The following is a 14135-nucleotide window of genomic DNA, read 5'->3' as shown; positions in this document are numbered from 1 at the left end:
CTCCCGCGGCAGGCGCCCCGGGTGTTTGCGTGGCCGCAGCAGGCGGGGTCGCCGCCGGCGTCGTTGCGGCGGCGGGCGGCGGCCGCGACGTCAGCGCCGCGACGGATTCGCCTTCGCCGATCGTGGGCTGTCCGCCGGCGGGGCCGGGATCGGTCTCCTTGCCCTCGGGCGTCAGGCGTTGCGTAAACTTGGTCGTCTCGGCTGGCTCGCTGCTAGCCGCCGGGGCCGGCGCCGCGGCCGTTTCGGTGGCGGGCTTGGCCGGAGCCGCCTTCGCCAGCGGCTCGGTAGAGACCGTCTTGCTGCCGCCGCCAAGGCCGAACAGCGAGCCGAACGCATTCTTGTTCAGCCATACGCCGTAGCCGCCGCCCGCCAGCACCAGGAGCGCGATGACGGCGGCGATCAAGCCGCCATAGCCGCGCTTGCGCTCCCGCGGCTGCGGCCGCAGGCGCTGGAAGGTGTCGGCCGCCGGCTGCTCGTCATTGGCAAAGACGTCGCCGCCATCATCGGCATCGTCTAAGCCCGCCAGGCCTACATCGTCTTCACGCGGCGAAGGCATCGGCGGTGGCGGGGCTTTCTGCCACGCTGGCTCCGCTTTTGGTGCGGCCTGCCAATTCGGCTCCGTCCTTGCCGTGTTCTGCCACGCCGGCTCGGCCTTCGCAGCGTTCTGCGGCGCGGGCTCCGCCTTCGGCGCGCTTTGCCAGCTCGGCTCCGTCCTGGCGGGCGGGGCCGCCGGCTTGAACGGTTCGGATTTGAACGGATCCGGCTTGGCAGGCGCCGGCGCCGCCGGCTGGCGGAAGTGGGTGGGCTGATTCTTGTTACGGTCGATGGAGGAGAAGATATGCTCCAGCTCCGCCAGCGGATCCTCGGCCGGAACGTGTTTGACATAGTCGCGCTCGACGCTGGAGATGGCGTCTTCCAGCGAGCGCTTCTGCTTGCTGACGACATCGGGCGCAAGCGGCGGGGAATATTCGGCGAGCTTCTTCGACAGCACCGCGCGGGCACCGTCGTATATCTGCTTGCGCACCTCGAACGAAGGGTCCGCCTTCTTGTCGAGCTGCTTTTTCAGAACACTAACGAAATCTGCCATGCGTCAAGTGACCTGCATTCTTTTCCCGCCGGCCGCAAATCAGCCATAGCGCCGGGAAGGGCTGTGAAACTAGTCTTGAAACGGGTCGGTCACAAGTATTGTGTCGTCCCGCTCGGGGCTGGTGGAGAGCAGCGCCACCGGGGCGCCGATCAGCTCCTCGATATGGCGGACATATTTGACGGCTTGCGCCGGCAAATCGTTCCAGCTTCTGGCACCGGCCGTGGTTCCCTTCCAGCCTTCGAGCGTCTCATAGATGGGCTCGACCCGCGCTTGCGCGCCCTGGCTGGCCGGCAGGTAATCGATCGTCTCGCCGTCGAGCCTGTAGCCCGTGCAGACCTTGATCTCGTCCAGCCCGTCCAGCACGTCGAGCTTGGTGAGCGCGATGCCCTTAATGCCGTTGACGGCGACCGCCTGGCGCACCAGCACGGCGTCGAACCAGCCGCAGCGGCGCTTGCGTCCGGTGACGACGCCGAATTCGTGGCCGCGGGTGCCGAGGAACTCGCCGATCTCGTTCTTCTGCTCGGTCGGGAACGGCCCCTCGCCGACGCGCGTCGTATAGGCCTTGGTGATGCCGAGCACGTAGCCGATGACGCCGGGGCCGACGCCTGAACCGGCGGCGGCCTGCCCCGCGACCGTATTGGACGAGGTGACGAAGGGATAGGTGCCGTGGTCGATGTCGAGCAACGTGCCCTGCGCGCCCTCGAACAGGATGCGCTCACCGGCGCGACGCCTATCGTCGAGCACTTTCCAGACGCGGTCCATGTAAGGCAGGATTTCGGCGGCCACCGAAGTCAGCTCGTGCATGATCGCCTCATGCGTCGCTTCCGGATGGCCGAGCCCGCGGCGCAGCGCGTTGTGGTGCGTCAGCAGCCTGTCGACCTTCAAGGGGAGCGTTTCCAAATCCGCCAAATCCATCACCCGGACCGCGCGCCGGCCCACCTTGTCCTCGTAGGCGGGGCCGATGCCGCGGCGGGTCGTGCCAATCTTGGTTCCGGAATTCGAGGCGGCGTCTTCGCGGAATCCGTCCAGCTCCCGATGCAAGGACAGGATAAGCGCGGTGTTTTCGGCTATTTTCAGGCGCTCCGGCGTGACCTCCACCCCCTGCTCCTTGAGCTTCTTGGCCTCGGCGACGAAGGCATGCGGATCGAATACCACGCCATTGCCGATGATCGAAAGCTTGCCCTGCCTGACCACGCCTGATGGCAGCAGCGACAGCTTGTAGACCTTGCCGTCGACGACCAGCGTGTGGCCGGCATTGTGGCCGCCCTGGAAGCGCACGACCACATCGGCCCGTTCCGACAGCCAGTCGACGATCTTGCCCTTGCCTTCGTCACCCCACTGCGAGCCGACGACCACCACATTGGCCATGTTCTTTTCCCTTGAAATGCCGCGCGGGCGGCCTGAAAACGACAGGCCTCTATAGCGTCAAGCGCCGGCCGGCGCGACCCTTTCTTTGCCGTCGAAACCATCCTGGAGCATGATCCCCGAAGCGAAGGTCGGCGAACATCAATCTGGTCCAGGCACAACAAAATCCGGCTTTCGCATCATTTACTTGTCGCCGCCGCCGCACTAGGCCGGCCTGAACCCTCGAATACGCTGCAGGGCCGGATCCTCCATGCACAGAGCCGCCTATCTGTTGCTCCTGTCGACCATGCTCTTGTGGGGCGGCAATTCGGTGGCGGGCAAGCTTGCCGTCGGCCATGTCTCGCCGATGACGCTGGTGTTCCTGCGCTGGGTCATGGCCGTGCTGATCCTGCTTCCCGTCGGCTGGCGGACGCTGCGCGAGGATTGGCCGGAAGTGCGCAGTCACTGGAGGCTGATTGCCGGCCTCGGCGCTTGCGGCTTCACCATCTTCAACGTCATCTTCTACACCGCGCTCAACTACACGACCGCCATCAACGTCTCGATCGAGCAGGCAGCCATCCCGATCGTCATCATCCTTGCCAATTTCGTGCTGTTCAGGTTGCGCGTGCGGCCTCTGCAGATCGTCGGCGTCGTGCTCACCATCGTCGGCGTCGCGCTGACTGCCAGCCATGGCAATCTCGGCCAGTTGCTGAAGCTCGACCTCAACTTCGGCGATGCCATTATGCTCGTCGCGGTGCTTTGCTACAGCCTCTATTCGGTGGGGCTGCGCCTTAAGCCGGCAATCCGCTGGCAAAGTTTCATGCTGGCGCTGTCGATCGCCGCGCTGCTGACGTCAGTGCCCTTCTTCATTTGGGAGGTTGTGGCTGGCCGCGTCATCGTGCCGGATGCGCGTGGATGGGCGCTCACGCTCTACACGGCGCTCGGCGCTTCGGTCGTCTCGCAGGTTCTCTATATCAAGGGCAACGAGATGATCGGCGCCAACCGCGCCGGTCTGTTCATCAACCTGGTGCCGATCTTCGGCACGCTGCTTTCGGTGCTGATCGTCGGCGAGCAGTTTCAGGCCTATCAGGCTTTCGCGCTGGCGCTTGTCCTCGGCGGCATTGCGCTTGCCGAATACAGCGGCAGCCGCGCTGCGCTGCAGGCAGGATGATGTCTCAAATCATGCGCCAAGCAGCGATCGGTTGACGGCTATCCCATCAACGCCCAGCCTGCTGCCGCAGGCGGCGCGTTTTGATGTCGAGCGCTGGAGGATCGGACTATTCGCCGCCGACGTCGAAGCGCAGCCGCTTCGCCGAGTCGATCGACTTGTGCGCACGCACCTTCTCGAGCACGGTCTCGGGAAACGGCGCATCGAGATAGAGCAGCGCGATCGCATCGCCGCCCGGACGATTGCGGCCGAGCTGGAAGTTGGCGATGTTGACGCCGTTCTCGCCGCACACCGTGCCGAGCAGGCCGATAATGCCCGGCGCGTCGGCATTGGTCGTGTAGAGCATGTGCTGGCCGACTTCGGCGTCGAGGTTGATGCCCTTGATCTGGATGAAGCGCGGCTTGTGGTCGGAGAAGCAGGTGCCGGCGATCGAGCGCGTTATGTGCTCGGTCTTGACGGTGAGCTTGATATAACCGTCGAAGACGCCCGACTTGTCGCGCTTGACTTCGGCGACGATGATGCCGCGCTCCTTCACCATGATCGGCGCCGACACCATGTTGACGTCGGAAACCTGCGGCCGAATAAGGCCGGCAAGGGCAGCACTCACCAGCGCGCGCGTGTTCATCGTCGCGGTCGAACCGTCGAACAGGATCTCGACCTCCTTGATCGGATCCTCGGTGACCTGGCCGACAAAGGCGCCGAGCACTTCGGCAAGCTTGACGAAGGGCTTCAGCCGCGGCGCTTCCTCGGCCGTGATCGAAGGCATGTTGATGGCATTGGAGACCGCGCCCTTGATGAGGTAGTCGCTCATCTGCTCGGCGACCTGCAGCGCGACATTCTCCTGCGCCTCGGTGGTCGAGGCGCCGAGATGCGGGGTCGCCACGACATTCTCCATGCCGAACAGCGGGTTGTTCTCCGCCGGCTCGATCTCGAACACGTCTACACCGGCGCCCGCCACCTTGCCGCTTTTCAGCGCCGCGACGAGGTCGGCCTCGACGACCAGCCCGCCGCGGGCGCAATTGATGATGCGCACGCCGTTCTTCATCTTGGCGATCGCCGCCGCGTCGATGATGTTGCGCGTCTTGTCGGTCAGCGGCGTATGCAGCGTGATGAAGTCGGCGCGGTGAAAGAGCTCGTCGAGCTCGACCTTCTCGACGCCGAGTTCCTCCGCGCGACTGTCCGACAGGAACGGGTCGAAGGCAATCACATGCATCTTCAGGCCGACGCCGCGTGTGGCGACGATCGAGCCGATATTGCCGCAGCCGATCACGCCCAGCGTCTTGCCGGTGATCTCGACGCCCATGAAGCGGTTTTTCTCCCACTTACCGGAATGGGTCGAGGCATTGGCTTCCGGTATCTGCCGCGCCAGCGCGAAGATCATCGCTACCGCATGTTCGGCCGTGGTGATCGAATTGCCGAAGGGCGTGTTCATCACGATGATGCCCTTGCGGCTGGCAGCCGGGATATCGACATTATCGACGCCGATACCGGCGCGGCCGACGACCTTGAGCTTGCCGGCGGCATTGATCAGCTTCTCGGTGACCTTGGTCGCCGAGCGGATGGCGAGGCCATCATATTGGCCGATCACCTCGAGCAGCTTTTCCTTGTCTTTGCCGAGATCGGGCAGATAGTCGACGTCGATGCCGCGATCCTTGAAGATCTGCACGGCGGTGGTGGAAAGTTTATCCGAAACGAGAACGCGGGGCGCCATTGCGGCCTCCTTGACGTGGGAATGGATGTATCGGGAAATGGTGGCCCGCGGGCCACCATGAAACTCAGGCCGCTGCCTTGAGCGACGCCTTCTGCGCGGCGAAGGCCCAGTCGAGCCAAGGCATCAGCGCTTCGAGATCGGAGGTCTTGACGGTGGCGCCGCACCAGATGCGCAGGCCGGGCGGGGCATCGCGATATGAGCCGATGTCGTAGGCGACGCCTTCCTTGTCGAGCGCCGACACGATCCCCTTGGCGAAGGCCGCCTGGCCGTCGGCATCGAGCGCCGCCACGTCAGGATCGGTGAAGGACAGGCACACGGACGTGTTCGAGCGCGTTGCCGGCTCGACGGCGAGATGGCCGAGCCACGTCGACTTCTCAACAAACCGGTCGAGCACGGCGGCATTGGCGTCCGCACGGGCGATCAACGCTTCCAGGCCGCCGATCGACTTCGCCCACTGAAGAGCATCGAGATAATCCTCCACGCACAGCATCGACGGCGTGTTGATGGTCTCGCCCTTGAAGATGCCCTCGATCAGCTTGCCGCCCGAGGTGAGGCGGAAGATTTTCGGCAGCGGCCAGGCCGGCTTGTAGGTCTCCAGCCGCTCGACGGCGCGGGGCGACAGGATCAGCATGCCATGCGCGCCCTCGCCGCCCAGCACCTTCTGCCAGGAGAAGGTGACCACATCGAGCTTTTCGAAATCGAGCCGCTGCGCGAACGCCGCCGAGGTGGCGTCGCAGATAGTCAGACCCTTGCGGTTCGCCGGAATGAAATCGCCGTTCGGCACGCGCACGCCCGAGGTCGTGCCGTTCCAGGTGAAGACCACGTCGCGGTCGAAATCGACCTGCGCCAGGCCGGGCAGTTGGCCGTAGCCGGCCTCGAACTTGCGCACATCGGCGAGCTTGAGCTGCTTGACCACATCCGTTACCCAGCCGGAGCCGAAGCTTTCCCAGGCGACCATGTCGACGCCGCGCTCCCCGAGCAGCGACCAGAGCGCCATCTCGACCGCGCCCGTGTCCGACGCCGGCACGATGCCGATGCGATAGCCGGCGGGAACCTTGAGGATGTCGCGCGTCAGCTCGATCGCCTGTTCGAGCTTCGCCTTGCCGATCTTGGCGCGGTGGGAGCGTCCGAGCGCGGCGGCTTTCAGCGCCTCGGCCGACCAGCCGGGGCGTTTTGCGCAGGGACCTGAGGAGAAATTGGGGTTTGCCGGACGGAGTCCGGGCTTGGTAAGCGTCGTCATCGTGGTCTATCCTTCCAGATAGTGGCCCCTCGTTGGGGAGGGGTGGCCCACGGACGGCGATATGCGCTCAGCCTTTCGGCGTCAAGGGGAAAGTTTTTGTCGCTGCCGGGATATTCGTTCCGACTGATGCCCGAGCCGAAAGAAAAACGGCGGGGCCTTCAGGACCCCGCCGAAACTTCTCCGGCTGCGTCGCTCACCAGAGATCGTAACGCAGCCCGAGCTTGACCTGATGATTGCTGATGCCTTTGTGGACAGGGAAGGAGGTAAGGCTTGCGGCGGTAACGTATTCCGCATCGGGGGCGGAGAAATACTGATACCCCAGGTCGACGAGCACGTTCTTGGACACCTGGTAGGCAAGGCCAGCATTCAACGTATAGGCGAGAGAGTACCGAGATTTATTATCCTCGACGGTGAAGTTATTGGCGGAGTCATTGATATCGGTGTAACTGGCCGAAAGCTTGCGCGTGCTGCGAACAACGCCGATGCCAGCGCCAACGTAAGGCGTGATGCCTACATATGTGCCAAGATCGACATAGCCGTTGAGTATGCCTGAGATCGCATAGTTCTTCAGGTTTCCGAACCCCACGGCCGACGGCGTTGCGGTCCCTGTATCATCATAGCTGAAGCTGGCTTTGTTGCCGGGCAGATAGCCGAGGTTGAGATCGGCGCGAAGGTAATCATTGAAGTGATATCCGAAGCCGATGCTCGCGAAGTAGGCGTCCTGGCTCTCGCTGAAGCTTTCGTTGTTGATCGTCGACGGGAAGGTGAAATCTCCGTTTTTGAAGCTCTTCCGCGCGAGATAGGAAACATCGCCGCGCAGATACCAGCCCGAGCCGACCTCGACCGGCTGGTAGTCCGGCGCCTGGTCGACATAGATAGGCGGATCGTAGTCGGCCGCGAGCGCCGGCGTCATCGGCAACAGGATGATTGCGGCAAGCGCTGACGCGATACGCGATCTGGATATCATGGTCCCCGGCTCCTGAAATTGGCGCCAGCCGCGAACGCGAGCGCCGTTTCAAGGACCTATTGTTAACCATAGTGGTTAAGTGGCGGTTAAGGATAACAGGGAGTTACCGAATTGATTTCGATCGATATTTATCGACGACGCATAAACGAAAGCCGCCCGGCTGGCGCCGGGCGGCTTTGAAATTCCAGGATTCAGGAAGCGATTACTTGGTGTAGATCGGTTCCGGTTCCGGCTGATAGGCGACCACCGGTGCGGCGCAGCCATTGTTGCCGCTGAACTGGTAGCGCAGGCCGCCGCGCACCTCATGCGTGTTGATGCCATGATCGAACCCCGGCCCGGAGCTGGTCGAATCGAACTCGAACATGCGGCCGCCCTGGATGTGGGTGAAGCGGTAGCCTGCATCGAGGATCACCCTGTCGGTCAGGCAGTAAGAAGCGCCCGCCATGAGAGCGTAGGCGAAGCGCCAGTTGGAGGAACCCGGATTGGTCTCGGTGGTATTCGGATCGTGGACCGTGTCCCACTTGATGTGCGCGCCGCCGATGCCGGCGCCGACATAGGGGGTGATGCCGTGCCAGGTGCCAATATCGACATAGGCATTGGCGAGCAGCAGCAGGGCGCTCATCCTCGATACTTCGGTTGATGTCGTGGTGAGGTCCGAGGTCTGGCCGTTGAAGTTCGACTTGAACCAATAGTCAGCAGTCAGATCGGTACGGAAGTAGTCGTTGACCTTGTAGCCGACACCGCCGCCAAGCGAGAAGCCACCCTTCAGCTTGCCGAAATCGAAATCGTTGGTGCCGGGCGGCGGTCCGTACGTAATGTAGTCTATGCCACGCAAAGTCGACTTGTGATAGTCAATGTCGCCACGGATATACCAGCCGCCGACATCAATCGGCTGCTGTTCGACCACCGGCGGCGGAGCTTCTTCGATTTGCGGCTCCGCGAGATCGGCGGCGAGAGCCGGCCCGGCTATCCCCGCGAACAGCGCGGCAAGCAATGCCATTCTTGCTGTCTTGAACATTCTGTCACCCCTAAGACGCCTCGGGACGACATCGCCCGAAGATGATTGACCTCGGGTTTGGATAATGAATTGCAAAGGTTAAAAGCCGTTTAACCGTACCGATTAACCACGAATCTATACAATCTTAGAGGGAAGGCCGTTGTCCGAACGGCCCGCCCGGCGACGAAAAAGCCCGCCTGGCGGCGGGCTTGCGGATTTAGAGAAACTGCGCGACCGCGTTCAGGCGGCGCTGCGGGTTTCCTGGAGGATTTCTACGATGTCGTTGACGACCGCTTCGACCAGTTGCGGATCGTCGCCCTCGGCCATGACGCGGATGAGCGGCTCGGTTCCCGAGGGCCGGATGACGAGTCGGCCGGACGTACCAAGCCGGTTGCGTCCTTCCTCGATCGCCGCCTTGACCGGCGCCTCCTCCAGCGGCTTGCCGCCGGAGATGCGGACATTCTTCAGAAGCTGCGGCACCGGCTCGAACTTCTTCGACAGCTCGCTGACCGGGCGGTTCTGCCGCTTAATGCAGGCCAGCACCTGCAAGGCGGAGACCAGGCCGTCGCCGGTGGTCGAGAAATCGGAAAGCACGATGTGGCCCGACTGCTCGCCGCCGACATTGAGCCCATGCGCGCGCATATGCTCGACCACATAGCGGTCGCCGACCTTGGTGCGATGGAGCTGCAGCTTCATGTCGCCGAGGAAGCGCTCCAGGCCGAGATTGGACATCACGGTGGAGACGACGCCGCCACCGGCCAGCCGTCCGCTCTGGTGCCAGGATTCGGCGATTAGCGCCATGATCTGGTCGCCGTCGACGATCGCTCCGTTCTCGTCGACGATAACCACGCGGTCGGCGTCGCCGTCGAGCGCGATGCCGATGTCGGCGCGCACTTCGTGCACCTTCTTCTGCAGGCCGGCCGGATGGGTTGAGCCGCACTCCTTGTTGATGTTGAAGCCGTTCGGCTCGACATTGATCGCCACCACCTCGGCGCCGAGTTCCCACAGCGCCTCGGGGGCCACCTTGTAGGACGCGCCGTTCGCGCAGTCGACGACGATCCTCAGACCCGAAAGCGACATCGAGCGCGGCAGCGTGCGCTTGGCGAATTCGATATAGCGGTCATGCACGCCGTCGACGCGCTTGGCGCGGCCGAGCCCGTCGGAATCGGCGAGCGCCAGTTCGATGTCCTTGTCGAGCATGCTCTCGATGCGCTCCTCGATCTCGTCTGAAAGCTTGTAGCCGTCGGGACCGAACAGTTTGATGCCGTTGTCGTAATAAGGATTGTGCGAGGCCGAGATCATCACGCCAATGTCGGCGCGCAGCGAGCGCACCAGCATGGCGACCGCCGGTGTCGGAATAGGTCCGAGCAGGAACACGTCCATCCCGGCTGCGCACAGTCCTGCGACCATGGCATTCTCGATCATGTAGCCGGAAAGCCGTGTGTCCTTGCCGAGCACGACGCGGTGACGATGATTGCCGCGCTGGAACGAGAGCCCGGCGGCCATGCCGACGCGCATGGCGACCTCTGCCGTCATCGGAAATTTGTTGGCGCGACCGCGGATACCGTCTGTGCCGAAATACTGACCTGCCATGTGCCTTACAGTCCCCGTCGGTTTTTCAGCCGCCCGTATTGCCACAATTGGGCCGCATCCGATCATCAAATTTCGTGATTGTATATTACCAATCCTTAGAAAAACATTGTCGCGGGCGGCGCAAGTGCCCGCGCGAGGCATTTCAGTGTCCTATCCACCGGCAAACCTTGGCTGGCACCACTCCGGCAAGCAATTCATACCTTATCAGGAGCAACACACTTTGTGAGCGTACCGACGCGGAAGCATCTGGCGCAACCGGGCATTGAGAGCTATTGATTTGGCATAGGGACACTTATTGGCGGCAGCAAGGGAGAAAACGCCATGCTTATTCATAGACTTGCAGCTTTGACGGGTATCGCCGTCGCAACCTTGTTCCTGGCGGCGCCCGCCAACGCGCTGACCATGGCCGAGTGCAGCACCAAGTATAACGCGGCCAAGGATGCGGGAACGCTCGCCGGCCAGACCTGGAACCAGTTCCGCAAGGCGCAGTGCGGCAGCGATGCTTCCGCCGCGACTGACACCAAGGCGGCCACCGATGCCAAGACGGCGACCGATACGAAGGCCGCCGACACCAAGACGACTACCAAGAAGGCAAAGACGGCCGCCGCTGCCGACGACGCAGCCAAGGGCTTGAGCGCCAAGGAGTGCAGCACCAAGTACCAAGCCGCAAAATCCGCCGGCACGCTCAACGGTATGAAGTGGAACGACTTCCGCAAGGCCGAGTGCGGCCCTGGCGCAACCGCCGCGGCTGCCACCGCCCCCGCCACCGAAACCGCCACGACGACCAAGACCTCGACCGCCGCTGCCGATGGCGGCAAGGGCCTGACCATGGCCGAGTGCAGCACCAAGTACCAGGCTGCGAAGACCGCCAACAAGCTGAACGGTATGAAGTGGAACGACTTCCGCAAGGCCGAATGCGGCGCAGGTGCCGACGATGACGACACCGTGCCGGCTCCGACTGAGGCGACTTTCACGAAGGAACCGGCCAAGCCGACTGTGACCGCTCCGAAGGGCGTCACTTTCCCGGCCGCCATCTCGCCGAAATTCGCCAACGAGACCCCGGCCAAGGCCCGCATGCATACCTGCCTCGAGCAGTACTATGCCAACAAGGATGCCAACACGCTGAACGGCCTGAAGTGGATCCAGAAAGGCGGCGGCTTCTATAGCCTCTGCAACGCCAAGCTGAAGAGCTGATCGCCTAATTATTCGAAGGGAAAAGGCCCGCGCGTCGCAAGATGCGCGGGCCTTTTGTTGCAGGCGAAGACGCCTGCGGCCTTGCTCGCATCTGCATATGGCGGGACTGTCGGCATCGTCGATTTGCCCACACTGCCCACCGCCAGGTTTGTCGGGAGCCCGCAAAAGATTCCGGTTGAACATATAGGGAACAAACAGTATACAAAAAGATGTCGAACTTATGATCAATCAGGAGGGTCTCAATGTTCAGTTTGAAATTGGCGGCGTTGACTGTGACGGCATTGGTCGCTTGGAACGCCTCACCTGCGAGCGCGCTGACGATGAAGGAATGCGGCGAGACCTATCGGGCGGCCAAGGAAGGCGGCACTCTGAACGGCATGGACTGGGCCGCTTTCCGCAAGGAGAAATGCGCGACGTCCGCCACGGAGAGCGTCAGCGCGGATCCGGTCACATCCGCGGAGCAGCAGAAAGCGGAAACCAGCGCGGCGGTCGCCCCCACGGTAGCGCCGGCGGGCCTGACATTCCCAACCACCCTCGCCGCCGAGTTCAAGACCGAAAAGCCCGCTAAGGCCCGGATGAAGACCTGCCTGCAGGGTTACCACGACAACAAGGAAGCGGGTACGTTGAACGGCCTTCGCTGGATCCAGAAGGGCGGCGGTTACTACAGCCTCTGCAATGCGCGGCTGAAAGCTGAATCATAAAAATCAAATACGGCGGATAAAGCGGTTCACCGTTTTTCCCGCAGACGTTGAGCCATCATCCTCGGGCGTATCTGGGGATCTGCTGTTGGGCGATATCTACGCGCCAGGACGAGGGAAGCCTTGCCTTGTCTCAATGCCCAAACAAAAACGCCGCGGAGCAAGCCGCGGCGTTTCTCGAAGTCTTTCGCGCACCAACCTCAGCTTGACGGCTGCGGTTCCATGCCGCCTTCGGGCTCGGGGCCTTTCTTGCGGCGGCCGCCCGTGCCGGCCTTCGGCACGGCCGACCCGCGGCTGGGCGGCGTGTCGTCGCCAAGGCCTCGAGCGGGCTTGTGCCCGGCAATCAGCTGCTTGATCTCTTCGCCGGACAGCGTCTCATACTCAAGCAGCCCTTCGGCAAGCGCGATCCAGTCCTTCTTCTTCTTGGTGAGCACCGACTTCGCGGTCGAATAGGCGTCGTCGATCAGCCGCCGCACCTCGGCGTCGATGATCTGCGCCGTCTCTTCCGAGATGTTCTGCTGGCGCGCCACCGAATGGCCGAGGAAGACCTCTTCTTGGTTGTCGCCATAGGCGACATGGCCAAGCTTGTCGGAGAAACCCCAGCGCGTGACCATGGCGCGCGCCAGCTTGGTCGCTTGCTCGATGTCGGAGGAGGCGCCCGACGTGATGTTCTCCTTGCCGAATTTGAACTCCTCGGCGACGCGGCCGCCCATCATGATCGCCAGCCTGGAGATCATATACTTGTAGCTCATCGAATAGCGGTCGCCTTCGGGCAGCTGCATGACCATGCCGAGCGCGCGGCCGCGCGGGATGATGGTCGCCTTGTGCAGCGGATCGGCCGTCGGCACGTTGAGCGCCAGGATGGCGTGGCCGGCCTCGTGATAGGCGGTCAGCTCCTTCTCGGCCTGCGTCATCGCCGAGGAGCGGCGCTCGGCGCCCATCATGATCTTGTCCTTGGCGTCCTCGAACTCGGCCATGGTGACGAGCCGCTTGTTGCGGCGCGCCGCCATCAGCGCGGATTCGTTGACGAGGTTCATCAGGTCGGCGCCGGAGAAGCCGGGCGTGCCGCGCGCGATGACCTTGAGATCGACATTGGGCGCCAGCGGCACGTTGCGCACATGCACCTTGAGGATCTTCTCGCGGCCGACGATGTCGGGGTTCGGCACCACGACCTGGCGGTCGAAACGGCCGGGCCTCAGCAGCGCCGGATCGAGCACGTCAGGGCGGTTGGTGGCGGCGATCAGGATGATCGACTCGTTGGACTCGAAGCCGTCCATCTCAACCAGCAGCTGGTTCAGCGTCTGCTCGCGCTCGTCATTGCCGCCGCCGAGGCCGGCGCCGCGATGGCGGCCGACGGCGTCGATTTCGTCGATGAAGATGATGCAGGGCGCGTTCTTCTTGGCCTGGTCGAACATGTCGCGCACGCGGCTTGCGCCGACGCCGACGAACATCTCGACGAAGTCCGAGCCGGAAATGGTGAAGAACGGCACATTGGCTTCACCCGCGACCGAGCGGGCGAGCAGCGTCTTGCCGGTGCCGGGCGGGCCGACCAGCAGCACGCCGCGCGGGATCTTGCCGCCAAGGCGCTGGAACTTCTGCGGATCGCGCAAGAACTCGACGATCTCTTCCAGATCTTCCTTGGCCTCGTCGACACCGGCGACGTCCTGGAAGGTGACGCGGCCATGCGCCTCCGTCAGAAGCTTGGCCTTCGACTTCCCGAAGCCCATCGCTCTTCCGGAACCGGATTGCATCTGGCGCATGAAGAATATCCACACACCGAGGATCAGGATCATCGGCAGCCACGAGATCAGGTAGCCGAACAGCGAATTGGAGCCGTCGGTTTCGGGCTTGGCGGTGATGGTGACGTTCTTGTCCTGCAGCCTGGAGACCAGCGACGGGTCGCCAGGCGAATAGGTCTGGAAGCCGTTGGCGTTGTCCGTGTAGTTGCCGAAGATGCGGGCGCCGGCGATGGTCACGCTCTTGACCCGGCCGGAGGCGACATCCTGCAGGAACTGCGAATAGGCGATATCCGTCGTGGCACCGCGCGTCTGGGGCGTCTGGAACAGATTGAACAGGGCGATGAGCAGGACCGCTATGATCGCCCAGAGCGCGAGGTTGCGATAATTCGGATTCATC

10 protein-coding genes and 1 pseudogene are annotated in these 14135 nt (G+C 63.1%); 3 read left to right on the top strand and 8 right to left on the bottom strand.

Translation table 11 applies throughout. The features are described from left to right. Both O7A05_RS22665 and O7A05_RS22660 read right to left on the bottom strand, forming a co-directional pair. Positions 1 to 1087 (bottom strand): annotated as a pseudogene (locus O7A05_RS22665) (hypothetical protein); the annotation flags it as partial. 69 nt (positions 1088 to 1156) lie between these two features. After that, positions 1157 to 2455 (bottom strand): adenylosuccinate synthase, encoded by a 1299-nt coding sequence (locus O7A05_RS22660; RefSeq protein WP_337095169.1) that lies wholly within the window; start codon positions 2453 to 2455, stop codon positions 1157 to 1159. 247 nt (positions 2456 to 2702) lie between these two features. Between O7A05_RS22660 and O7A05_RS22655 the strand changes: the two genes are divergently transcribed. Then, on the top strand, positions 2703 to 3602 hold the full coding sequence (locus tag O7A05_RS22655; protein WP_337095168.1) for a DMT family transporter: 900 nt from the start codon (positions 2703 to 2705) through the stop codon (positions 3600 to 3602). A gap of 106 nt (positions 3603 to 3708) precedes the next feature. Here O7A05_RS22655 and serA read toward each other — a convergent pair whose 3' ends face one another. The 5 genes from serA to glmM all read right to left on the bottom strand — a co-directional run bounded on the left by serA (position 3709) and on the right by glmM (position 10107). Further along, a complete protein-coding gene (gene serA / locus O7A05_RS22650; RefSeq protein WP_337095167.1) occupies positions 3709 to 5310 on the bottom strand; it encodes a phosphoglycerate dehydrogenase in 1602 nt (533 codons plus the stop codon). A 64-nt stretch (positions 5311 to 5374) separates the two neighbouring features. Then, positions 5375 to 6550 carry a phosphoserine transaminase gene (locus O7A05_RS22645; RefSeq protein WP_337095166.1) on the bottom strand — a complete coding sequence of 392 codons (1176 nt, stop codon included), beginning with the start codon at positions 6548 to 6550 and terminating at the stop codon, positions 5375 to 5377. 193 nt (positions 6551 to 6743) lie between these two features. Beyond that, a complete protein-coding gene (locus O7A05_RS22640) occupies positions 6744 to 7517 on the bottom strand; it encodes an outer membrane protein (protein ID WP_337095165.1) in 774 nt (257 codons plus the stop codon). A gap of 202 nt (positions 7518 to 7719) precedes the next feature. Then, a complete protein-coding gene (locus O7A05_RS22635; protein WP_337095164.1) occupies positions 7720 to 8535 on the bottom strand; it encodes an outer membrane protein in 816 nt (271 codons plus the stop codon). Positions 8536 to 8754: 219 nt separating this feature from the next. Beyond that, on the bottom strand, positions 8755 to 10107 hold the full coding sequence (gene glmM, locus O7A05_RS22630; RefSeq protein ID WP_337095163.1) for a phosphoglucosamine mutase: 1353 nt from the start codon (positions 10105 to 10107) through the stop codon (positions 8755 to 8757). A gap of 321 nt (positions 10108 to 10428) precedes the next feature. On the opposite strand from glmM, the gene O7A05_RS22625 reads away from it, so the two are divergent. Together O7A05_RS22625 and O7A05_RS22620 are read left to right on the top strand one after the other, a co-directional pair. Next, on the top strand, positions 10429 to 11301 hold the full coding sequence (locus tag O7A05_RS22625; protein ID WP_337095162.1) for a hypothetical protein: 873 nt from the start codon (positions 10429 to 10431) through the stop codon (positions 11299 to 11301). 242 nt (positions 11302 to 11543) lie between these two features. After that, positions 11544 to 12002, top strand: coding sequence for a hypothetical protein (locus O7A05_RS22620; RefSeq protein ID WP_337095161.1), 459 nt, complete (start codon positions 11544 to 11546; stop codon positions 12000 to 12002). A 197-nt stretch (positions 12003 to 12199) separates the two neighbouring features. Here O7A05_RS22620 and ftsH read toward each other — a convergent pair whose 3' ends face one another. Beyond that, complete coding sequence (ftsH, locus tag O7A05_RS22615) at positions 12200 to 14134, bottom strand: ATP-dependent zinc metalloprotease FtsH (RefSeq protein WP_337095160.1); 1935 nt, start codon at positions 14132 to 14134, stop codon at positions 12200 to 12202. Position 14135: the final 1 nt, after the last annotated feature.

Source organism: Mesorhizobium argentiipisi (SeqCode) (genome assembly GCF_037179585.1).
GTDB classification, from domain to species: domain Bacteria; phylum Pseudomonadota; class Alphaproteobacteria; order Rhizobiales; family Rhizobiaceae; genus Mesorhizobium; species Mesorhizobium argentiipisi.
Note: the sequence above shows the minus strand (reverse complement) of the source record. Positions and strands in the feature narration are given on the sequence as shown.